The following is a 22,420-nucleotide window of genomic DNA, read 5'->3' on the forward strand; positions in this document are numbered from 1 at the left end:
TGACGCTCGCTCACGCCAATCCGCTCGCGGCGATCCTGGCCGGCGCCGAAGCGGGCACACCCGCGTCGACCGGCACAGCGCCGAACCGCTTCTTGGACCGCAGCACCCGGCGATACACCTGCTCATAGCCGAGGCCGAGGGTGTCGGAGCCGAATTTCGCCTTCACGTGGGCCCGGCAGGCGAACGGGTCCATCGCCCGGACTTCCTCGATGGCCGCGGGCAACTCGGCGGGGTCGTCACAGATGCGGCCGGTCACGCCGTCGACGATCACCTCGGACACCGCCCCGCCGCGCAGCGCGACCACCGGCGTGCCACAGACCATGGATTCGATCATCACCATGCCGAACGGTTCCTCCCAGCGAATCGGGAACAACAGGCAACGCGCATTGGCCAGTAGCTTACGCTTGGCCGTGGCGTCGGCGAGGCCGAATACGTGGTCGTTGTCGGTCAGCAGCGGCCGTACCTTCTCCTCGAAGTAGATCTGCTCGGGTCGCTCGCTGCATTTGCCCGCCAGCACCAGCGGGATGCCCGCGGCGTGCGCGGCTTCCACCGCCAGGTGCGGGGCCTTGCACTCGCTGAACCGGCCGAGGAACAGCGCGTAGTCGTCCTTCTCGACACGGAACGGCCAGTCGTCGACGTTCAGCGCATTGTGCACGCGCCCAGACCAGTTCAGGCCGGCGGCGAGTTCGCGCTGCCGGTCGCTGATCGCGACCAGCGCCACCTCGTCGCCCAGATCCTGGTAGTACCGGTAGATGTCGTCCTCGACCGGTCCGTGCACGGTCAGCACCGTGGGCAGGCCGAGGCGCTGGAAGACGGATGCGTTGAGCGGCCCGGCGAAAGTGTGGTCGTGCACCAGGTCCACACCCGATGTGGCCGCGACCTTCTCGATCGCGCGTCGCACCCGGATCGCGTGCACGACCTCGGGGAACGGCTCGCCGAGGCGTTCGGGCACGGCTCGATCCCACACCGGCACGAACTTGGCTTTGGTGCCCGGCTCCCCCGCCCCGAACAGGGTCACGTCGTGCCCGCGGGCCACCAATGCGTCGACCAGATCGGCGACCACGGCCTCGACACCGCCGTATGCCTTGGGCGGCACGTCGAAATACGGTGGCACGACCATCGCGACGCGGAACGGACCGCTGGAATGGTCTACCGATAAGTAGTCGGACGACGCCATCGGCAGATCGGACAATTCCCTCTGCCCCGAAATCGGCACGGAAATCGCGCTCATGACTCTCCTTCCAGGGACAACCAAGTAGCACTCGCATTCACCCAGCACTCGGAGTACCGGGCGCCGAACTGAACTAAGTGGCCCCCGCGGCGGAGGTGAAGACCTTGCTGCACCGCCGTCCATGGGGCTTGGTTGGCCTGGTCACGCCGTCGGCACGATCAGGGGGGCCGTCTGGGAGGTACCTCAGACGCGCCGTTTCAAACCCATCGCTGTGACTAGAGTCAACGAAATAGCAATTAATCGGCTATCAGTGGGTAGTCCGGTGGCCCCGGTTCGTCAAGCCTCGATGACAACCTTCGGGTCTCCGGCAGCCGCCGCATCCGGGCCCGCCGCGATGAACGACAGCAGATCCTCGGCTTCGGCGCGGACCGCCGCCTCGTCCGACGCCGACAGCGGATGCCACGGCAGGATGCGTAGCGTGGCGCCGTCGAGCGACCAGCGGCCGTGCACGAAACCGTCGACCAGATACATGGGCACGCCCGCGGACGCCTCCTTGGCGGTGCGCTGGCGATCTTCCTCGCTGATGATCCTGCGGCGGTCCTTGTGACCGAGCAGCGCGTTGTCGAACGCGGGCAGAAAACGCACGGGCACGGGCACATCCGGCTCGGCCAAAGGCGCGTCCGGTAGGTCGAACAGCACGCGGTGCTGGTCGTCGGTGAACACCCGCAGCCGCGTGCGCATCTCGTCGACGACCTCGGCCAACCGCGTGATGCCCGCCCACGCCTGCATGTCGGCCACCGTGGCGGGCCCGAATGCGGCCAGGTAGCGCAGGACCAGCGTCTCGGGCTGCGGCGTTGCGGACATGGGCGCGCCGATCCATTCTTCCGCCAGCCCCACCGTCACGTACCGGTTGCGCCACCGTCCCCACACACCGGTCTCCGGACCGTGCGCCAGCGGGACCAGCAACTCCACCGTCTCGGCCAACCGGCGGGTGTGCCGGTCCGGGAAGCGATCCGCGAGCAACTCGCCCAGCTCGCCGCGGCGTAGTAGCTGCCCGGCCAGCATTTCGCGTCCGGCGGCCGCGAGCTCCACCAGGTCGACGCCGTCGATCTCGTCGCGGTAATACGGCGCTTTGAGCGCAGCGTCGACTACCGGCTGCACCGTGGGCCGCAACCAGCGGAAGTCGGCGGCGTCGGCCAGATGCACGGTCCGGCGGATCATGGTGGATCGCACCAGCTGACGCTCACGCAGCAGCGCGGCCAGGTCGTCGTGCCGGAACGCCGCCAACCGCGACCACAATCCCACGTAGGGCCAGTTCGGCTCCTGGCCCTGCACGGCGACCAGATGCCGGACGAGTTCCAACGGGGTCAGCGCCACCCGCTCCACCAGCTTCTGGCGGATCAGCAGCGTCCGATTCAGTTCGCGCAGCGAAAGTTCCGTCATGCGTCCATCGTCGCGGATACCACCGACAGATCGGCGGCGCGATGGCGTTGTGCCACCGCGCGTGCGGCAGCGTGTTCACCGGTCGGGCAAGCAGCGCTGCGGATCGAGCAGGTCGGCGCACGGCGCGTTGCCGTGCGCTCGCAGCACCTCTTTGCCGGCCTCATCGGTCAGGAAGCGCAGGAAGCTCGCCGCGAGCGAGCCGCCGGGTGGGTTCCCATTGCTGTAGGCGTACTCGACGCCCCAGAACGGGTAAGTGCTCCACACGTCAGCGTGGCCGGCGCCGACGCCGTCGATCGCGACGGTGGGCAGGCCCGCGCCGATTGTTTCGGAGAATGCCGCGTAGCCGATGGCGCCGGGTATGTCGGCCACCGCCTGGCGCATGTCCGCGGTCACATCCACCTCGCAGTGGTCGGTGACCATGCCCCTGCGCGTGCAGCTCAGGTGCTGGCGATCCGGCTGCGCGCCGCCGAGCACCCTGCGCTCGAAGATGTTTCGTGAGCCGGAACCCGGACCGCGGTTGACCAGCACCACCGGCACGTCCGGACCGCCCACTTCGCGCCAGTTACCGACCTTGCCCCGGTAGAGATCCTGGATCTGGGCGAGCTCCAGATCACGGACGCCGATGTCGGGATGCACGATCATGGCGAACCGCGACAGCGCGATCGGTTGGTGCACCAGATTCTCATACCCGCTGCCCTCCGCGCCGTCACTGATCGCAAGCAGGCCGGGGTTGCCTCTACCCGTCTTGGCGAGCTGTTCGAGACCGGATTCGGTGCCGTCGAAAGCGAACGCGAATTCCGCTCCGGTGCAGCGCTTCCGGTACTGCTCGGCGGCCTCTTGGATCACCGGCCCGAACGCCGACGACCCGATGACCGTCAGCTTGCCCGACGCGCAGCCCAGCGGGGTCGGCTCCGGCTCCAGCCTGATCATCACGAGTTGGACGATGATCACCGACACCAGAAATACCGTGAGCGCGATCATCATCCGGGAAATGCCGGTGCGGCTGTGGGTTTCGATGATCCCGCCGCCCTTGATGCCACCGCGCAGCACCGGGTCCGGATACGATCCAGTGCCGTCGGAGCGCTGCAGGATGGCGAGAACTTTGTAGTGATCGATCTTGCGCAGCGGCACTTTCGGCAGATCGATCACGCCGATGTGCCCTTCGGTGTCCTCGCGCACCCCGATGCCGGAGCTGCGGCCGAGGTGGTCGGCGAGCGCCGAAGGATCGCTCAGCTCGTTCACCGCCATGCCGATCACCCGGCGCTGCGGAAAATGCAAGTGCAGACCGATCTGCGGGCTCGGCGCCGTGTAGTCCTCGATGTCGAGCCGCATGATGCCCGCGTTCTCGATGCGCACCAAGACGACCGAGATGTCCTTCAGGTCCGGGCTCGCGCCGTCGGCCGAGGGACGCAGTTGGGTGAGCACGCCGGGGAAGATCGACTCGACCTCGCCGGTGACCGGCGTATCCATCTGCACCCGGTAGCCGAGCCGTTTGCTGCCCGCGAAGACGAACTCCCGCAGGAAGGCCAAGACCGCGACAACGAGCGCGATCACCGCTACAACGGTGCCTATGAGCTCCAGAACGGTGTCGAGCGGCAAGTCGCCCACCAGTTGATCCCACTCCCCGAGAAAGCCGTGTGGCACTCATTCTCGGGGGCAATCCCCCTCCGGCACACCGCGATTCGAACTGTTCGGCAACCGTTAACCGGGCGGTCACCCTTCGGCGCGGGTCCATGCCAGCAGGTCCGCCAGCGGCCAGGTGTTGATCACGCGCTCCGCGGCAACACCGTTCGCGACCGCGCGCTCGCATCCGTACCCTTGCCAGTCGAGCTGTCCAGGTGCGTGCGCGTCGGTGTCGATGGCGAAGTGACACCCCATCTCCACCGCAAGGCGCAGCAATCGCGAGGGCGGATCGAGTCGTTCGGGCCTGCTGTTGATCTCGACGGCGGTGCCGTAGGTGCGGCATGCCTCGAAAACCACCTCGGCGTCGAAGGTCGACTCCGGCCTGGTCCCGCGACCACCCGTGACCAGACGGCCGGTGCAGTGCCCGAGCACGTCGACATTGGGATCGGCCACCGCGTACGCCATGCGCTTGGTCATCGTCGCGCTGTCGTCGCGCAGATGCGAATGCACACTCGCCACGACGACGTCCAGCCGGGCGAGCAGGTCCGCCCGCTGGTCGAGGGTGCCGTCATCGAGGATGTCGACCTCGATCCCGGTGAGGATGCGGAATGGCGCCATCCGGTCGTTGAGTTCGGCGACCACGTCCAATTGCTTGCGCAGCCGGTCGGCGGACAGCCCGTTGGCCACGGTCAATCGCGGTGAATGGTCGGTGAGGGCGCAATATTCGTGGCCGAGCGCCGCCGCGACGCGCATCATCTCCTCGATCGGGCTGCCGCCGTCCGACCAGTTCGAGTGCGTGTGCAGATCGCCGCGCAGACGCTCACGCAACGGCTTGCCAGGCGCGCCGATCGGCTGGGCGGCAGCGCGCAGCTCGGCCAGGTACCGCGGCACCGTGCCGGCATACGCCTGTTCGATGACGGCCGCGGTCTTGGGGCCGATGCCCGCGATCTCCTGCCAGCTGCCCGCCGCCCGATGCGCCTCACGCTCCGCATCGGTCAGCCCGGCGACGGCGTCGGCGGCGCGCCGGTAGGCCTTGACCCGGTGGGTTTCGGCTCGGGCGCGTTCCAGCCAGAAGCCGATCTCCCGCAACGCCGCCACCGGGCCGGGCGCGGTGGCACGGTCCGGAGTCCCGTTCGGATCCTCGTCGAGCACCGGACTACGGGATCCGGCTGTACTTGACGAAGGCCACGCCGTCCTCGAACACCGTGCTGGTGATCACCCGGAACTTGGCCGGTTCCGGCAGCCGTGACCCGGTACCGAACAGCGGCCGCCCGCTGCCCAGCACGATCGGGTACAGCTTGAGGAAGATCTGGTCGATCTCCGGGAGCAGCACCTGCGCCAGTTCACCGCCGCCACACAGCCAGATGCCCAGCCCGCTTTCTCGCTTCAGCGCCCTGACCTTCTCGACCGGGTCCGCCGAAATCAGCTCCACGGCTGGATCAGGGCTCTCCGGCAGGGTGGTCGAGGCCACGAACTGCCGCAGGTGCGCGTACGGGCTGGAGGTGCCGGTGCGCACGCCGAAATCATGGGTCTTGCGCCCCATCAGCACGGTGTCGAAATAGCGATTACGTCGCTCGACGCCGATCGCTTCGCGCACCTTGGTCGGCAGTGTCTCCGGGTACTGCGCGTTGATCGCCGGGCCGTGATCACCGCCGACCGGGAAGAAGTCGACCGAGCCATCCTCGGTGGCGATGAATCCATCGATGGTCGAGGCGACGTAATAGGTGAGCTTGCGCATGCTTCCTTCCTCACGGTCGGGGTGGCATTCCGAACCGCCCTGAGGAAACGGTAACGCGCTCGCGCTAGCGGCGGCGAGGCTTCGGCTGGCAGCGCGGGCAGGAGTACGAGGAGCGGTTCATGAACCGCTCCCGGATGATCGGCGCGCCACAGCGGCGGCAGGGCTCGTCCTCCCGGCCGTAGACGGCGAGGGAGCGCTCGAAATACCCGGACCGACCGTTGATGTCTACGTATAGCGCGTCGAAGGACGTGCCGCCCGCGGTGAGCGCGTCGCCCATCACCGCACGCACGTCGGCGAGCAGGGCGCGTACAGCGGGCCTGGACAATCCCGCGGCGATCCGCCCCCCGTGCAGCCGGGCACGCCACAGCGCCTCGTCGGCGTAGATGTTGCCGATGCCGGAGACGACGCCCTGGTCGAGCAGGACGCGTTTGATTTCGCTGCGCTTGCCCCGGATGACGGCGATCACGGATTCGACGTCGAAGCCCGGGTCGAGCGGGTCGCGGGCGATGTGCGCGACCGGCTCGGGCACCAGGGTGCCGTCTACCTCGACCAACGGAGCGAGCGCCCAACCGCCGAAGGTGCGCTGGTCGACGAAACGCAGCTGTGTGCCGTCGCTGAAGGTGGCGCGGATGTGCGCGTGCTTCTCCAGCGGCGCGTCGGCGGGCTGGATCAGCATCTGACCGCTCATCCCCAGATGCACCACCAAGGCGGCTTCCGGGTCGTCGAAGGTGAGCCAGAGGAACTTGCCGCGCCGCTCGGCCGACTCGACCGTCAGGCCGGTCAGCCGCGCGGCGAGATCGGCGGCGCCTTCGAGATGGCGGCGCACCGAACGGGGATGGGTGATCGCCACCGATTCGACGACCCGGCCGACCACATGCTCGTCGAGGCCACGTCGAACCACCTCGACCTCGGGAAGCTCCGGCACGTCAGATTTCGGCGGTCAGCGCCTCGTAGGCGGCCCCGGCTGCCTTCTGTTCGGCATCCTTCTTGGACCGGCCGACGCCCTGCCCGTAGGCCCGGCCGCCGACCACCGTGGTGGCGGTGAACTCCTTGTCGTGGTCCGGCCCCGTCGAAGTGATCTCGTAGCTGGGCACGCCGAGACCACGCTCGGCGGTGAGCTCCTGCAAGCTGGTCTTCCAGTCCAAGCCGGCGCCCATGCGCGGGCCCCGCTCGAGCAACTCGGCGAACAGCCGCAACACCACCGAGCGTGCCACCTCGATGCCGTGCTGCAGATGCACAGCGCCGAGCAACGACTCCATGCCGTCGGCGAGGATGCTGTCCTTGTTCCGGCCGCCGGTGAGCTCTTCGCCCTTGCCCAGCAGCAGGTGCGCACCGAGGCCGCCGTCGCCGAGGCCACGGGCGACCTCGGCGAGCGCGCGCATGTTCACCACGCTCGCGCGCAGCTTCGCCAGCTCACCCTCGGTCTTCGAGGGATGTTCGTGATACAGCCGCTCGGTGATGCTCAGCCCGAGTACGGAGTCGCCGAGGAACTCGAGACGCTCGTTCGTCGGCAGACCGCCGTTCTCGTACGCGTAGGACCGGTGGGTCAGCGCGAGGCGCAGCAGGTCCGGCCCCACGTCGACGCCTAGCGCGGCGATCAGGCTCGCGTGTTCACCGGACGAGTCGGGTTCGTCGGTCACGTCGCTACGACAGGTCGAACGATCAGACCGCGGCGGTGACCTGGCGACCCTTGTAGGTGCCGCAGGACGGGCAGGCGATGTGCGGCAGGGTCTTCTCGCCGCAGCCACGGTTCGGGCAGGTGATCAGGGTCGGCGCGGCGGCCTTCCACTGGCTGCGCCGCGACCTGGTGTTGGAACGGGACATCCGGCGCTTGGGAACGGCCACGACTAATTCTCCTCTGTCCTAATTGCTTTGCCGGTTCGGCTGATCGGTCTTGCTCAGTGGTCTCGGTCGGCCGCACCCTCGTCGGGGCTGCCGGTGCCGGGCGATCCGGAGGCGAACTTAGCCAGTCCGGCCCAGCGAGGGTCAAGTATCTCATGATTGTGCTCGGAACCCGCAATCGCCATCCGCACCCCGCATTCCGGGCACAGTCCGGCGCAATCCGGCGTGCACAGCGGCTGCAGCGGGAGCTCGAGGCCGAACGCGTCGACGACCACGGGCTCGAGGTCGATGAGGTCGTCGGTCATCCGGTAGATCTCGTCGTCCTCGGTGGTCTGCTCGGTGGTGCTGTCCGGATAGGCGAACAACTCGGTGAGCCGCAGGCCGACCTCGCCGGTGAACGGCTCCAGGCAGCGCGAGCACTCCCCCTCGGTCGGCGCGTTCACCGCTCCGGTGACCAGCACACCCTCGGACACCGCCTGCAACTGCAGGTCGAGCTCCACCGGCGCGCCGACGGGGACCGCGATCAGATCCAGGCCGATCCGCTCCTCGGTGGTCACGGTGCGACGCAGCTCCCGCATCGACCCGGCCCTGCGGCCGAGACTGCGGGTGTCCAGCACGAAACCCGCGTCCGGCATCCGGCGCTTGGCCGAACGGGAACGCGACGCGGAACCGGAACCGGCGGACATCACGGACTCACTCACGATCGAGGGGATACGGGCAACCACTCAACAATACGCGACCGCACGGTTCTCACCCAAACGCTGCTGATCATCCCGGGTGCCGCTACCTGCGGAATTCGGTGGCATAGTCGGGCGCGCCCGCCCCGCTGCGCAACTGGTGGCGCCCGCGGCCGACGGTGCGCAGCGTGCTCGTCAGCGTTTCTTCGAAATCGGCCAGCCGGGAGTCGACATAGTGGTCGCACTCCTCGCGCAGCCGATCGGATTCCGCGTGCGCGGCGTCGATCACCCTGGCCGATTCGGCATGCGCGGCGCGCACCACCTCGGTCTGTGTAACCAAACGCTCCTGCTCGGCCAGACCCTCCGCGACGGAACGCTCATAGGCGGCCTTCCCCGCCTCGATCATCCGCTCCGACTCGGTGCGCGCGCGGCCGGTCAGCGCCTCGTATTCGGCGTTGCCGTCGGCCACCACGCGCTCGGCCTCCTCTTGCGCGGAGGTGACCAGGCGGTCGGCGTGCGCGTTCGCCTCGGCGACCATCCGGTCGGCGTGCGCCTTGGCGTCGGCCAGGATGCGGTCGGCCTCCTCGCGCGCCGAGCCGATGGTGCGCTCGGCCTGCTCGTTGGCGCCCTGCACCGTGGTCTCGGCCGAAGTCCTGGCATCGGAAACGATCTTGTCCCGGTGATCGAGCACGTCCTGGGCGTCGTCGAGTTCGCCGGGCAGCGCGTCACGGACGTCGTCGAGCAGTTCCAGCACGTCGCCGCGCGGAACGATGCAGCTGCGGGTCGGCGGGATGCCGCGCGCCTCCTCGACGATGGCGACCAGTTCGTCGAGCGCTTCGAATACGCGATACATGCTCACTACCCTCCTGCGAACTCACGACGAAACCCAGTGTGCCCCTAGTCACGGCTCGTGCCGAATCACTTTCCGGTGTGTCGCGGCAGTGTCTTGCACGCCACAGAAATCAAGTGGAGCTTACCTCTCCGCTTCGTGTTACATTCGTCTGGAAGATCGAACTCGGATCTTCAGCACGGACCGCGCGCCTGCCGGGAGCGCGGACGGAGAGCCGGAGGGATGGACAGCTGCCCGTCGAGTGTCGACAGGCTCCGACCATTCAGCGATTCGCTGAATGCGGAAGCTGCCGAGAGTCGACGGGGAAGAAGGCGATGACCCATCGCTGTTGACCCTGCCGAGGGCTCGTGTTCGATCGGAATGACGATGACTGTTCTGGAACTACCGCGACCGGCGGGAGTGAGCGCCACCAGCTTGTTCACACCGTGGGTGAGCCCGTACCCGGTGTTGCCGCCGGCGGATGCCGCGGCCAAGTTCGGACAGCTGATCCAGTACCTGCGCGGCGACCGCGCCTTCGCCCAGTTGATCCGCTTCGCGCTCGTCGGCGGATTCAGCAACGTCGCCTATGTGCTGCTGTTCTTCGCCGTGCACGGCGTCGGGCCGCTGATCGCGAACGTCGTCGGCTCCGTCGTCAGCACCATGATCGCCAACGAACTGCACCGCCAGCTGACCTTCCATGCCGCGGGCCGGGTCGGCTGGTTCACCGCCCAGTGGGAAGGCGGCGGGCTGGCGCTGGTCGGTCTCGGCATCACGACCGCGGCCTTGGCCGCACTCGGCGTCTGGGCGCCCGGCCTCGGGGACACCGCCCAGGCCGCCGCGATTCTGGCCATCACCGCCGCCGTCGGCGGCATGCGCTTCCTGGCACTACGCGGTTTGGTGTTCTGACGGTGCCGCCTCGCTCCCCCGCCTCTCCGCGCCTTTAGGCCGTACTAGTTGCGTGGATCAGGGCTTGCGTTCAGGTCCTGCGTTGAGTGCCGCTCAGCTTTGCGCGTACCCGATGAGTTACGCATGTTCTTTCTGAAATCAGTCGCTGCGTCGCGCGATCAGTCCGGCAGTGGTTGCTCCGGTCCGACCGCGATTGACCCGAGCTGCGGCTTGGTAGCCAGCCCCAGTGGTTGGCCATCCGGTTCAGTTCTTGCGCTCGGCCAGGCGGTCGAGGAGGCGTTTGTGGACCGACGGGGGAAGCATGTCGCTGACGTCGCCGCCGTATGCGGCGACCTCCTTGACGAGCGAACTGGACAAGTAGCTCAAGGACGGGTTGGTGGCGATGAAGAAGGTATCCACGCCGGAGAGCTTCTTGTTCATCTGCGCCATTTGCAGCTCGTAGCCGAAGTCGCCCGCGTCGCGCAGGCCCTTCACGATGGCGGTGATGCCCTGCTCGCGGGCGAAGTCCACGGTCAGGCCCTGCCATGACTCCACCCGGACGTTGCCCAGGTGTGCCGTCGACTCGCGCAGCATCTCGATGCGCTCCTCGACGGTGAACATGCCCTGCTTCTTCGGGTTGATCATGACGGTGACGACCACCTCGTCGAACTGGGCCGCCGCCCGGTTGAAAACATCGAGGTGTCCGTAGGTCACGGGGTCGAACGACCCGGGGCACAGTGCTCCTGCCATGAGCCGACGCTAGCAGGGCAGCGGCACCGTGGCACGGGTGGCCACGCCCGCGTCTAGTCGTCCGGCTCGAACTCCGCCAGATCAATGCGCGTTTCGCCGTACCGGCGCGACTTCGCGGGGACGAAACCTGCGGGCCAAGCTGTTTCGGGCGAACGCGCCGAACGCTCCAGCACCACCACGGCGCCAGGACGCAGCCAGCCGTGCTCGGCCAGTGCGTGCAGATCGGCCAGAACGGCGGCGTTGTCGACCGCGTAGGGCGGATCGGAGAACACCACGTCGAAGCCGCCCGCACCGCCCAGCCGCAGCACGCTCGCCACCGTCGCGACGCGCAGCTCGGCGCCGGGCAGCCCGAGCTCGGCGATATTGCCGCGCACCACCGCGGCCGCTTTGCGGTCGGACTCGACGAGCAACGCGTGCTCGGCGCCGCGCGAGAGCGCCTCCAACCCGAGCGCGCCGGAACCCGCGTACAGGTCGAGCACCCGGGCGCCCGCGAAGTCCAGCCGCGCGTCCAAGGCGCTGAACAGCGCCTCCCGTACCCGATCGGAGGTCGGACGGGTGCCCGATGGCGGCACCCGCAGGCGCCGCCCGCCCGCCGTCCCCGCGACGATCCGCGTCATTCGGCGGAGGATTCCCGCACGGTCAGCTCGATGAGCAGATCGCCACCTTCCACCTGCTGCACCGGGCCGATGGCGACGCGGCCGACGATGCCCGCGCGGGGCGCGGTGATCGCGGCCTCCATCTTCATGGCTTCGATGGTGCCGATGGTTTCGCCCACGGCGACCGAATCGCCTTCGGACACAGCAAGAGTCACCACACCGGCGAACGGTGCCGCGACGTGCCCGGGGTTGGCCTTGTCGGCCTTCTCCGCGGCGGGGATGTCGCTGGCGATCGAGCGGTCACGCACCGAGATCGGCCGCAACTGCCCGTTCAGGATGCACATCACCGTGCGCATGCCGCGCTCGTCCGGCTCCGAGATCGCCTCCAGGCCGATGAGCAGGGTGACGCCCTTCTCCAGCTGCACCCGGTGTTCCTCACCACGGCGCAGACCGTAGAGGAACTGGTTGGCCGAGAGCCCGGAGGTGTCGCCGTACTTCTCCCGGTGGGCGAGGAATTCGGCGGTGGGGCCGGGGAAAAGCAGGCGGTTGAGCGTGGCGCGCCGCTCTTCGGAGCTACCCGCCAGCCCTTTCTCGTCCGCGGGGGTCAGCGGTGTTTCCGGCTTGGCCGCGCCACGACCGGCCAATGCCTTGCTGCGGAACGGCTCTGGCCATCCCCCCGCGGGAGTGCCGAGTTCGCCGCGCAGGAACCCGATCACGGAATCGGGGATGTCGTAGCGGCCCGGATCGGCGGCGAAGTCCTCGATGTCGACGCCGGTACCGACCAGCGCGAGCGCGAGGTCGCCGACCACCTTCGACGACGGCGTCACCTTCACCAGACGGCCGAGCAGCCGGTCGGCCGCGGCGTATTTGGCCTCGACCTCCTCGAAACGGTCGCCGAGGCCGAGCGCGATGGCCTGCTGCCGCAGATTCGACAGCTGACCGCCGGGGATCTCGTGGGTGTAGACCCGGCCGGTGGGTGCGGGCAGCCCGGACTCGAACGGCGCGTACACCTTCCGCAACGCCTCCCAGTACGGCTCCAGATCGCACACATTCTGCAGATCCAGGCCGGTGTCGTACTCACTGTGCGCCGCCGCGGCGACGATCGCCGACAGCGCGGGCTGGCTGGTGGTTCCGGCCATCGCCGCGCTCGCGCCGTCGACGGCGTCGGCACCGGCCTGCCAGGCGGCGAGGTAGGTGGCCAGCTGCCCGCCGGGGGTGTCGTGGGTGTGCACGTGCACCGGCAGATCGAAGTTGCTGCGCAGCGCGGTGACCAGCTTGGTAGCGGCCGGGGCGCGCAGCAGACCGGCCATGTCCTTGATGGCCAGCACGTGCGCGCCCGCGTCGACGATCTGCTCGGCCAGCTTCAGGTAATAGTCGAGGGTGTAGAGCGATTCGTCCGGATTCGCCAGGTCACCGGTGTAGCTCATGGCGACTTCCGCCACCGCCGTCCCGGTTTCGCGCACCGCGTCGATGGCAGGACGCATCTGGTCGACATTGTTGAGCGCATCGAAGATACGGAAGATGTCGATGCCGGTCGCGGTCGCCTCGGAGACGAACGCGCGGGTCACCTGCTCCGGATACGGGGTGTAGCCGACGGTGTTGCGGCCGCGCAGCAGCATCTGCAAACAGATGTTCGGTACCGCCTCGCGCAGCGCGGCCAGCCGTTCCCACGGGTCCTCGTACAGGAACCGCAAGGCGACGTCGTAGGTCGCGCCGCCCCACGCCTCGATCGACAGCAGCTCCGGCGTCAGGCGCGCGACGTGCCCGGCCACACCGAGCAGGCCGTTGGTGCGGACCCGGGTGGCCAGCAACGACTGGTGCGCGTCGCGGAAGGTGGTGTCGGTGACGCCGACCGCCTTCTGCTCGCGCAACGCCCGCGCGAAACCTTCCGGACCCAACGCAAGCAGCCGCTGCCGGGAGCCGTCCGGCGGCGGCACGCTCAGGTCGATCGCGGGCAGCTTGTCGTGCGGGTACACCGTGGTCGGCCGCTCACCGTGCGGCTTGTTCACGGTGACATCGGCCAGGTACTCGAGGATCTTGGTGCCGCGGTCGGCGGATCGGCGCAGGGTGAGCAGCTGCGGGCGCTCGTCGATGAACGACGTGGTGACCCGGCCCGCCTTGAAGTCGGGATCATCGAGCACCGCGAGCAGGAACGGGATATTGGTGGCCACGCCACGGATGCGGAACTCCGCCAGCGCACGCCGCGCCCGCGCCACCGCCGCCGGGAAGTCGCGACCGCGGCAGGTGAGCTTGACCAGCATCGAGTCGAAGTAGGCGCCGATCTCGGCACCCAGATTCGCACCGCCGTCCAGCCGGATGCCCGCACCGCCCGGCGTGCGGTAGGCGGTGATGCGGCCGGTGTCCGGACGGAATCCGTTGGCCGGGTCCTCGGTGGTGATCCGGCACTGCAGCGCCGCGCCCCGGATCGTCACCGCGTCCTGGCTCAATCCGAGATCGGCGAGGGTCTCGCCGGCGGCGATGCGCAGCTGCGACTGCACCAGGTCCACATCGGTGATCTCCTCGGTCACCGTGTGCTCGACCTGGATGCGCGGGTTCATCTCGATGAAGACATGGTTGCCGCGCTCGTCGAGCAGGAACTCCACGGTGCCCGCGCACGAGTAGCCGATCTGGCGTGCGAAAGCCACCGCGTCGGCGCAGATCCGTTCCCGCAGCGCCGGATCCAGGTTCGGCGCAGGCGCGAGCTCGATGACCTTCTGATGACGGCGCTGCACCGAGCAATCCCGCTCGAACAGGTGCATCACGTTGCCGTGCTGATCGGCCAGGATCTGCACCTCGATGTGCCGCGGGTTCACCACCGCCTGCTCGAGGAACACGGTCGGATCGCCGAACGCCGACTCCGCCTCCCGCGAGGCTGCCTCGATCGACTCACGCAACTGTTCGGCAGCCGCGACGCGTCGCATACCGCGTCCGCCACCGCCTGCGACCGCCTTGACGAAGATCGGGTACTCCAGCTCCCGGGACGCGGCGATCAGCTCGTCCACGTCCGCCGACGGCGCGCTGGAACGCAGCACCGGAAGCCCGGCCGCCTTGGCCGCCTCGATCGCGCGCGCTTTGTTCCCGGCCAGCTCGAGCACCTCGGCCGAGGGCCCGATGAAGGTGATGCCCTCCCGGGCACAGGCCGCCGCCAGGTCCGGGTTCTCGGAGAGAAAGCCGTAGCCAGGGTAGATGGCGTCCGCCCCCGCCGACTTGGCCGCCTCGATGATCGCATCGATGGACAGGTATGCCCGGACCGGATGGCCTGGCTCCCCGATCTGATACGACTCCGCTGCCTTCAGCCGGTGGACCGAATTGCGGTCCTCATGGGGGAACACAGCGACTGTCCCGATGCCGAGTTCGTAGGCCGCGCGGAAGGCGCGGATGGCGATCTCGCCACGGTTGGCAACCAAGACTTTCGAGAACATTGACCTAAGGTACCCGGCTTCGTGAACCGCACGAACATGGAATCCCCCTTCGCAAGGCTCTTCACAAAGGCCCCTAGCACCGTTGCGAAGTTGCGTTCACAGGCCCGATACATGAGCTTCGCGGGAGCAACCGTGCGCGCGCACCTACTCACCCAACCAGTACGCCCTGAAGTCCCGTCGAGGCGGGGAGCCTATGCTGAAGGAGCAGCTGGTTCACCGGTGCGCGGCGAGATGGAGCCCCGACGTCGCGCGACGGAGTCGAGCCCGTCCGTACGGCGACGTCACGGCGGGTGAGAGGGAACCCGGTGGGAATCCGGGACTGTCCCGCAGCGGTATGCAGGAACGACCGCCGTCATCAGGCACTGAGTCACCGGGCCGGAAGGTGCCGCGACTCGGGAAGCGACGGCCAGTAGGTCGGCCATCGGGAACACCGGCGCGAGCCGGACCGTCCCTGGAGCCGGTGCCCGCGAGTCCGAAGACCTGCCAGCCGTGCCGGGTACGCCGTATCCGGCGGCCACCGCCTCGTGGATTGGGCGCGCGGATCACCAGCTGACATGTCGGGCTCCTCGGCCGGGAATATCCCCGGCATGTCATGAGGTTCTCCGCCTGCCCGTATGGCGATGGCTTTCGTCCTCAGCAATGGAGAAACATCGTGACTGTTTCACAGCAAAATCCGTTCACCGCAACGGTTCTCGGGCTACCACGGGTGGGGCCGCGGCGCGAGCTCAAGCGGGCCACCGAGGCCTATTGGGCAGGCGATATCGACGCGGAGAAGTTGCACGCCGTGGCACGTGAGCTACGGCATGCTCAGCTCACCGAACTGCTCGCGGCGGGCTTGGACTCGATCCCCGTCGGGACGTTTTCCTATTACGACCAGATGCTCGACACCGCCGTGCTGCTCGGCGCGCTGCCGCCTCGGGTCGCCGGGATCGCCGATCCGCTGGATCGGTACTTCGCCGCCGCTCGCGGCACCGACACGGTCGAACCGTTGGAGATGACCAAGTGGTTCGACACCAACTACCACTACTTGGTGCCGGAAATCGGCCCGGACACCACGTTCTCGCTGCACCCGGAGAAGCTGCTGGAAGAACTGCGGGAGGCGCTCGAGCTGGGCGTACCCGCGCGGCCGGTGGTGATCGGTCCGATCACTTTCCTGAAGCTGGCGAAGTCGACCGGCGGCCCGGCGCAGGCGCGGCTGCTCGAGCTGCTTCCGCTGTATCGGGAGCTGCTGCGCAGGCTGGCCGTCGCGGGCGCGCAGTGGGTGCAGATCGACGAGCCGGCGCTGGTCACCGACCTCACGGCGGAGGAGATCGACCTGGTGCAGATCACCTACGGCGAACTGGCCGAGTCGACCGAGCGTCCCGCGATCCTCGTCGCGACCTACTTCGGTGATCCGGGTGCCGCGCTCGCCCCGCTGGCCGGCACCGGTATCGAGGCCGTCGCCGTCGACTTCACCTCCGGCACCGATGTTTCCGCGGTGGCGGCGGTGCCCGCCCTCGCGAGCAAGCTCGTCGTCGCCGGAGTGGTGGACGGACGCAACGTGTGGCGCACCGATCTGGACCGCGCCCTCGCCACCCTCGGCACTTTGCTGGGTTCCGCCGGGCAGGTGGCGGTTTCGAGCTCGTGCTCGTTGCTGCATGTGCCGTACACGCTGGCCGCGGAGACCCGGTTGGGCGAGCAACTGCGGTGGTGGCTGGCTTTCGGGGCGGAGAAGGTGGCGGAAGTAGATCTGCTCGCCACCGGCCTGCGCGAGGGGCGGGAAGCGATCGGCGCCGACTTGGCCGCGGTGCAGGCGGCGCTGGCGGCGCGGCGGTCGGATCCACGGCTGAACGATCCGCAGGTGCGGGCCAGGTTGGCCGCGCTCGGGCCGGACGCCATCCACCGCGCTCCCGCCGAGCAGCGCCGTGAGCTGCAACGGGACCGCTTGCGGCTGCCCGCGCTGCCGACCACGACGATCGGTTCCTATCCGCAGACCTCCGCGATCCGGCTGGCGCGGGCCGCACTGCGCAAGGGGGAGATCGATCAGGCCGAGTACGTGCGCCGGATGCGCGCCGAGATCGCGGACGTCGTCGCGCTCCAGGAGGAGCTGGGGTTGGACGTGCTGGTGCACGGCGAGCCGGAGCGCAATGACATGGTGCAGTACTTCGCCGAGCAGCTCGACGGTTTCGCGGCCACCGAGCAGGGGTGGGTGCAGTCGTACGGGACCCGTTGCGTGCGGCCGCCGATTCTGTTCGGGGACGTGGCGCGCCGGCAGCCGATGACGGTCGAGTGGATCGGCTATGCGCAGTCGCTCACCGACAAGCCGGTCAAAGGGATGCTGACCGGCCCGGTGACCATTCTCGCGTGGTCGTTCGTCCGCGACGACCAGCCGCTGGAGGAATCCGCACGCCAGGTGGCGCTGGCGATCCGGGACGAGACCGTGGACCTGCAGACGGCAGGCATCCGGATCATCCAGGTCGACGAACCGGCTCTGCGCGAACTGCTTCCGCTGCGCGCGGCGGACCAGCCCGCGTACCTGGAGTGGTCTGTGCGGTCGTTCCGGCTCGCCACCTCCGGTGTCTCGGATGCCACGCAGATCCATACGCACCTGTGCTACTCGGAGTTCGGCGAGGTGATCGACGCGATCGCCGGGCTGGATGCCGATGTCACGTCGATCGAGGCCGCACGCTCGCACATGGAGGTGCTCGACGACCTCAACGCGGCGGGCTTCGATCTGGGCGTCGGCCCCGGCGTGTACGACATCCACTCGCCGCGGGTGCCGAGCGTGGACGAGATCACCACCTCGCTGCGTGCTGCGCTGAAAGCCGTTCCAGCCGAACGGCTCTGGGTCAATCCGGACTGCGGGTTGAAGACCAGGGGTCCCGCCGAAGTGGAAGCCTCGCTGCGCAATATGGTCGCCGCCGCGGCGGCGGTGCGGTGAACGCGTCCGCCTGAGCGATGATCGGCGCCCCCTTCCCCCGGCGAAGGGGGCGCCGACTCGCGCCCACGCCCGCCCGGCCGCGTTGCCTGCGGTCCTGGTCGCTGGCCCCGGTCCCCATTGACCGAGTCCCGACCCGCGGAGCGAAATCTCCTCCGCGGAAGCCGATCCCCTACGGACTCATTCGGACTCCGGTTCCGGCCGTGGACGCTGCCGCCGTGACGTATACCGCTCACACGGTTCCTCCCGCCGCGGCACCGGCAGAACCCGCGCCCGCGACCGCATCCCCCTCCGCCATGCCGTATGACACCCGGAACAACGCTCCATCGGCAGACCCCTCCTCGCACGTCATCAATTCGGTCTTTCCCCTCTTGCCATACTTCGACGCGCGCTCACTCGATTCGGTTCCCATCAGTCGCGACTAATTTCCGCTGTACCGAATGTCGGTGCGGCAGTGTACTTTCCGTTGTCATGCCGACGCAGCAGCACGAAGTGCTCGTAGAGATGTTCCGGACGCAGCCAACCCTTGCGGCCGGGCTACTCACCGACGCCTTCGGCATACCGCTACCCCGGCATCGATTGGAGGAACTCATGACATCCGCCTTCAAGTACGAATATCAGAGCGACTTCGCCCGCAAGTACGTCGCACAGGGGCGCGACGAGGGACGAGCCGAGGAAGCCGCGCGACTCCTCCTCATGGCCCTCGACGCCCGCGGGATCACCATCGCCGACACCACTAGGGCCGAAATCGACCGGTGCACCGACCTCGACCAACTCGAGTCCTGGGCCCGCAAGGCCATCACGGCGGAATCCGAGAACGAGGTCTTCTCCCAGCCCGAAATTCAGTCCGAAGGCTCGGTTGTCGACGGTGAGCAGCACTGAGGGCGTTCACCTTCAAGTACGAAATCGAGGGTCCGCCCACCGGGCAGGTTGCTCCGGTCAGCGCCTGAGGGCCAGCTCCCGCTGCGGCACGCCGGTGTACTCCGACAGCGGGCGGATCAACGCGTTGGATGCGGCTTGCTCCATGATGTGGGCGGTCCACCCGGTAATCCGGCTCATCACGAAGATCGGCGTGAACATCGCGATGTCGAAGCCCATCAGGTAGTAGGCGGGGCCGGCGGGAAAATCGAGATTCGGCGCGATGCCGGTCGCCTCCGCCATCGCGCGTTCCAGCTCGATATACATGCGCAACCAGCGCTCACCTCCGGTCACCGCCGCGACCCGCTCCAGCTCCTCACGCATGGCCGGTACGCGGGAATCGCCGTTCTTGTAGACCCGGTGCCCGAAGCCCATCACCTTCTGCTTGTCCGCGAGCTTGGCGCGCAGCCACGCCCCGGCCAGTTCCGGTTCGCCGATCTCCAGCATGGCGTGCATGACGGCCTCATTGGCGCCGCCGTGCAGCGGGCCCTTCAGCGCCCCGATGGCGGCCGTGACCGCGCTGTAGATGTCGGATCGGGTGGAGGTGACCACTCGCGCTGCGAAGGTGGAGGCGTTGAAACCGTGCTCCGCGTAGAGGATCAGCGAGGTCTCGAATGCCCGCACGATCCGCGGGTCGGGCACCGCGCCGAAGCACATGTTGAGGAAGTTCGCCGCGAAGCCCAGATGCGAGTGCGGCGGGACGGGGTCCAGTCCGCGCCGCCGCCGCATGTCCGCGGCGATCGCGGTCGGCAACATAGCGGTCAGGCGCAGCGCTTTCGCCAGCAACGCCCGCTGGGTGGGCGTCCCGCCGAGATCCTCCTCCGCGTCCTCCGCGCCCAGGTAGCTCACCACCGTGCGCACCACGTCCATCGGATGGCAGGACTCCGGCATCTTCTCCACCAGCGACAGAATCGACCGGTCGACGCGACGCTGGGTACGCTCGCGCTGACACAGCAACTCCAGCTGGGCGACATCGGGCAACTCGCCGTACCACAACAGGTACGCGACCTCCTCGAAACCGCAGTGCCGCGCCAGATCCGGTACGGCGTAGCCGCGATAGGTCAGGGAGTTGGTCTCCGGCACCACCTTCGAGATGGCGGTGGTGTCGGCCACCACTCCGGCCAAGCCCTTCTTGATCTCGGTCATGTCGGTGACTCGCTTCCGGTGAAGGTGAATATTCCCGCGTCGAATTCGGTGTACTCCCGGTAGCGCAGCAGCTCGTAGAGCCTGGACCGATGCTGCATGGTCCTGAGCAGCGCGGATTGCGTTCCGGTGCGGGCGATCTCGCGCAATCCGTGCTCGACGGCATACATCGCCAGCCGCAGCGTGGTCACCGGATAGATGACCGCGTTGTAGCCGATCTCCTCGAGCATGGATGCGGGCAGCAGCTCGGACTTGCCGAACTCGGTCATGTTGGCCAGCAGCGGAACTTCCACGGCGGCACGGAATTTCGTGAACTCCGCGGCGTCCGCGAGCGCTTCGGCAAAAAACAGATCCGCGCCCGCGTCGGCGTACGCCTTGGCCCGGTCGATCGCGGCGGCCAATCCTTCGGTGGCGCGTGCGTCGGTGCGGGCGCAGATGACGAAGTTCGGATCGCGCCGGGCCGACACCGCGGCCCGCAGGCGCCGCACCATGTCCTCGACTCCGACCACGGTCTTGCCGTCGAGGTGCCCACAGCGCTTGGGATTCACCTGGTCCTCGATATGGCAACCTGCCAGCCCCGCGTCCTCCAAGAGGGTCACGGTCCGCGCGGCGTTCATCGGCTCCCCGAAGCCGGTGTCGGCGTCGACGAGCACCGGGAGATCGGTGACCCTGGCGATCTGCTGCCCCCGCGCGGCCACCTCGCCGGCCGTCGTCAGCCCGATATCGGGCAACGCCAGCTCGGCCGACATCACGGCGCCGGAGAGGTAGACGCCCTCGAACCCGATCTCCTGGATCAGCCGGGCCACCAGCGGATCGAACGCGCCCGGTAGTCGCTGGATGCACCCCGAGTCCAGGCCCGCCCGGAACGCCACGCGCTTCTGCGCCGCGCTCGTCGCGGCCGCCAGCAGGCCGGTCACCGCGCCCACCGTCCTACGCTGAGGGCATGACCGACGAACCCCTGCGCTACCGACTGATCACCGGAGTGGACGACGCGCGATTCTGCGCGCGGATCAGTGAGCTGCTGGCGCAGGGATATCGCCTGCACGGCTCGCCCGCGATCACCTTCGACGGCAAGAACGTGATCGCCGCGCAGGCGGTGATCCTGGACGACGACTGACGCCGCCATCAGAAGATCCCCTCCGGAGTGCGCGGCGCCCGGTCGAGCACCTCGTCGGACACGGTGAAGTTCAGCTGGTCGAGCTCCCCGGCGGCCAGTCCCGGTGTCCGCTGGGCCGCGTCGAGGAAGCGGTCCTGCTCGGCCTCGTCGAGCACCCCTTCGGCGAGGGTGCGGAATTTCTCGATGTACTCCGCTCGACCGAAAGGACGTGCGCCGAGCGGATGCGCGTCGGCGACGGCCAGTTCGTCGACGATCGTCTCGCCGCTGGTCAGCGTCACCACCGCCCGCGCGCCGAACGCCTTCTCGCCGGGATCGGTGGCGTGGTAGCGCCTGGTCCACTCCGGGTCCTCGGTGGTGCTGATCTTGCGCCACAGCGCGACGGTTTCCGGCCGCCGCGCGCGCTCCGGCGCGTACGACCGCTCGTGATGCCAGCTTCCGTCTTGCAGCGCCACCGCGAAGATGTAGGGCACCGAATGATCGAGGGTTTCGCGGCTGGCGTGCGGATCGAACTTCTGCGGGTCGCCGGATCCGGTACCGATCACCACGTGTGTGTGGTGACTGGTATGCAGCACGATCGAGGCGATACGATCCAGATCGCCGATTCGCGAACGCATCCGGCGCGCCAAGTCGATCGGCGCTTGGCTCTGGTATTCGGCCGAATGCTCCTTGGTGTAGCTGTCCAGGATCGCGCGTTTCGCCTCGCCCTCACCGGGCAGCGGCACATGGTATTCGGCGTCCGGGCCGCCGAGCAGGCGGGCGAGCACGCCGTCGGCGCCCTCCCAGATCGGCGCGGGCGCGGTTTCACCGCGCATCGCGCGATCCACCGCCTCGACCGCCATCTTGCCCGCGAAGGCGGGAGCGTAGGCCTTCCAGCTGGAGATCTCCCCTTTGCGGGACTGCCGCGTCGCGGTCGTGGTGTGCAACGCCTGGCCGAGGGCCTGGTAGATGGTCTCGGTGTCGAGCCGCAGCAGCGTGCCGATACCCGCCGCGGCGGACGGGCCGAGGTGGGCGACATGATCGATCTTGTGCTCGTGCAGGCAGATGCCGCGCGCCAGATCGATCTGGATCTCGTAGCCGGTGGCGAGCCCGCGGATCAGATCGGCACCGCTGCGGCCGAGATGCTGGGCGACGGCGAGGATCGGCGGAATGTTGTCGCCCGGATGCGAGTATTCCGCGGCGAGAAACGTGTCGTGGAAGTCCAATTCCCGCACCGCGACACCATTGGCCCAGGCTGCCCACTCCGGCGAAACCCGTTGCCGCGCAGGCAGTCCGAACACTGTCGCGCCCAACCGATCCGCGCGGGGGCGGTAGGGCTGCGCGGTCGCCTGGGCACGCGCGGCGGTCACCGG

20 protein-coding genes and 1 riboswitch are annotated in these 22,420 nt (G+C 68.3%); of the genes, 4 read left to right on the forward strand and 16 right to left on the reverse strand.

Annotation, left to right across the window (positions count from 1 at the left end):
• Positions 1-10 precede the first annotated feature (10 nt).
• From NA4_RS27585 to NA4_RS27630, 10 genes are all read right to left on the reverse strand, one after another.
• Complete coding sequence (locus tag NA4_RS27585) at positions 11-1,177, reverse strand: glycosyltransferase family 4 protein (protein WP_067476324.1); 1,167 nt, start codon at positions 1,175-1,177, stop codon at positions 11-13.
• Positions 1,178-1,507: 330 nt separating this feature from the next.
• On the reverse strand, positions 1,508-2,614 hold the full coding sequence (locus NA4_RS27590) for a winged helix DNA-binding domain-containing protein (protein ID WP_067476281.1): 1,107 nt from the start codon (positions 2,612-2,614) through the stop codon (positions 1,508-1,510).
• A 75-nt stretch (positions 2,615-2,689) separates the two neighbouring features.
• The gene (locus NA4_RS27595) at positions 2,690-4,222 is read right to left on the reverse strand and encodes a substrate-binding domain-containing protein (protein ID WP_084497487.1); all 1,533 of its coding nucleotides are present in this window, start codon (positions 4,220-4,222) and stop codon (positions 2,690-2,692) included.
• A 105-nt stretch (positions 4,223-4,327) separates the two neighbouring features.
• Positions 4,328-5,389 (reverse strand): PHP domain-containing protein, encoded by a 1,062-nt coding sequence (locus NA4_RS27600; protein ID WP_067476284.1) that lies wholly within the window; start codon positions 5,387-5,389, stop codon positions 4,328-4,330.
• A gap of 4 nt (positions 5,390-5,393) precedes the next feature.
• Entirely contained in the window at positions 5,394-5,975 is a 582-nt protein-coding gene (locus tag NA4_RS27605; RefSeq protein WP_067476286.1) for a dihydrofolate reductase family protein, read from the reverse strand.
• A 64-nt stretch (positions 5,976-6,039) separates the two neighbouring features.
• Positions 6,040-6,900 carry a bifunctional DNA-formamidopyrimidine glycosylase/DNA-(apurinic or apyrimidinic site) lyase gene (gene mutM, locus NA4_RS27610; RefSeq protein ID WP_067476290.1) on the reverse strand — a complete coding sequence of 287 codons (861 nt, stop codon included), beginning with the start codon at positions 6,898-6,900 and terminating at the stop codon, positions 6,040-6,042.
• 1 nt (position 6,901) lies between these two features.
• Positions 6,902-7,615 (reverse strand): ribonuclease III, encoded by a 714-nt coding sequence (gene rnc, locus NA4_RS27615; protein WP_067476293.1) that lies wholly within the window; start codon positions 7,613-7,615, stop codon positions 6,902-6,904.
• 22 nt (positions 7,616-7,637) lie between these two features.
• On the reverse strand, positions 7,638-7,820 hold the full coding sequence (gene rpmF, locus NA4_RS27620; protein ID WP_067476297.1) for a 50S ribosomal protein L32: 183 nt from the start codon (positions 7,818-7,820) through the stop codon (positions 7,638-7,640).
• A 53-nt stretch (positions 7,821-7,873) separates the two neighbouring features.
• Positions 7,874-8,503, reverse strand: a complete 630-nt coding sequence (locus tag NA4_RS27625) for a YceD family protein (protein WP_067476301.1) — start codon at positions 8,501-8,503, stop codon at positions 7,874-7,876.
• A gap of 97 nt (positions 8,504-8,600) precedes the next feature.
• The gene (locus tag NA4_RS27630) at positions 8,601-9,347 is read right to left on the reverse strand and encodes a polarized growth protein Scy-related protein (protein WP_067476303.1); all 747 of its coding nucleotides are present in this window, start codon (positions 9,345-9,347) and stop codon (positions 8,601-8,603) included.
• A gap of 363 nt (positions 9,348-9,710) precedes the next feature.
• On the opposite strand from NA4_RS27630, the gene NA4_RS27635 reads away from it, so the two are divergent.
• The gene (locus NA4_RS27635) at positions 9,711-10,229 is read left to right on the forward strand and encodes a GtrA family protein (RefSeq protein ID WP_067476327.1); all 519 of its coding nucleotides are present in this window, start codon (positions 9,711-9,713) and stop codon (positions 10,227-10,229) included.
• Positions 10,230-10,472: 243 nt separating this feature from the next.
• On the opposite strand, the gene coaD is transcribed toward NA4_RS27635, so the two are convergent.
• From coaD to NA4_RS27650, 3 genes are read right to left on the reverse strand one after another with little or no spacing between them, the layout of a single operon-like run.
• Positions 10,473-10,958, reverse strand: a complete 486-nt coding sequence (coaD, locus tag NA4_RS27640) for a pantetheine-phosphate adenylyltransferase (protein WP_067476306.1) — start codon at positions 10,956-10,958, stop codon at positions 10,473-10,475.
• A gap of 53 nt (positions 10,959-11,011) precedes the next feature.
• Complete coding sequence (rsmD, locus tag NA4_RS27645; protein WP_067476308.1) at positions 11,012-11,575, reverse strand: 16S rRNA (guanine(966)-N(2))-methyltransferase RsmD; 564 nt, start codon at positions 11,573-11,575, stop codon at positions 11,012-11,014.
• Positions 11,572-14,976 carry a pyruvate carboxylase gene (locus tag NA4_RS27650; protein ID WP_067476311.1) on the reverse strand — a complete coding sequence of 1,135 codons (3,405 nt, stop codon included), beginning with the start codon at positions 14,974-14,976 and terminating at the stop codon, positions 11,572-11,574. The genes rsmD and NA4_RS27650 overlap by 4 nt, the downstream gene beginning before the upstream one ends.
• Before the next feature lie 271 nt (positions 14,977-15,247).
• Positions 15,248-15,478: riboswitch (cobalamin riboswitch) on the forward strand.
• Between the two features lie 90 nt (positions 15,479-15,568).
• Between NA4_RS27650 and metE the strand changes: the two genes are divergently transcribed.
• The gene (gene metE / locus NA4_RS27655; protein WP_067476314.1) at positions 15,569-17,896 is read left to right on the forward strand and encodes a 5-methyltetrahydropteroyltriglutamate--homocysteine S-methyltransferase; all 2,328 of its coding nucleotides are present in this window, start codon (positions 15,569-15,571) and stop codon (positions 17,894-17,896) included.
• Between the two features lie 468 nt (positions 17,897-18,364).
• Positions 18,365-18,775: a hypothetical protein gene (locus NA4_RS27665; RefSeq protein ID WP_218022437.1), complete on the forward strand. Its 411-nt coding sequence runs from the start codon at positions 18,365-18,367 to the stop codon at positions 18,773-18,775.
• A 57-nt stretch (positions 18,776-18,832) separates the two neighbouring features.
• Here the strand turns inward: NA4_RS27665 and NA4_RS27670 are convergent, their stop codons facing one another.
• The gene (locus NA4_RS27670; RefSeq protein ID WP_067476323.1) at positions 18,833-19,957 is read right to left on the reverse strand and encodes a bifunctional 2-methylcitrate synthase/citrate synthase; all 1,125 of its coding nucleotides are present in this window, start codon (positions 19,955-19,957) and stop codon (positions 18,833-18,835) included.
• Positions 19,954-20,871 (reverse strand): methylisocitrate lyase, encoded by a 918-nt coding sequence (gene prpB / locus NA4_RS27675; protein ID WP_067476331.1) that lies wholly within the window; start codon positions 20,869-20,871, stop codon positions 19,954-19,956. Before prpB ends, NA4_RS27670 begins: the two co-directional genes overlap by 4 nt.
• Before the next feature lie 26 nt (positions 20,872-20,897).
• On the opposite strand from prpB, the gene NA4_RS39535 reads away from it, so the two are divergent.
• Positions 20,898-21,071, forward strand: a complete 174-nt coding sequence (locus tag NA4_RS39535; RefSeq protein WP_084497486.1) for a DUF1737 domain-containing protein — start codon at positions 20,898-20,900, stop codon at positions 21,069-21,071.
• An 8-nt stretch (positions 21,072-21,079) separates the two neighbouring features.
• Here the strand turns inward: NA4_RS39535 and NA4_RS27680 are convergent.
• A partial coding sequence (locus NA4_RS27680) for an MmgE/PrpD family protein (RefSeq protein ID WP_067476333.1) occupies positions 21,080-22,420 on the reverse strand: 1,341 nt, incomplete at its 5' end.

Origin of the sequence: Nocardia amamiensis NBRC 102102, assembly GCF_001612745.1 — a bacterium.
Classification (GTDB): Bacteria; Actinomycetota; Actinomycetes; order Mycobacteriales; family Mycobacteriaceae; genus Nocardia; species Nocardia amamiensis.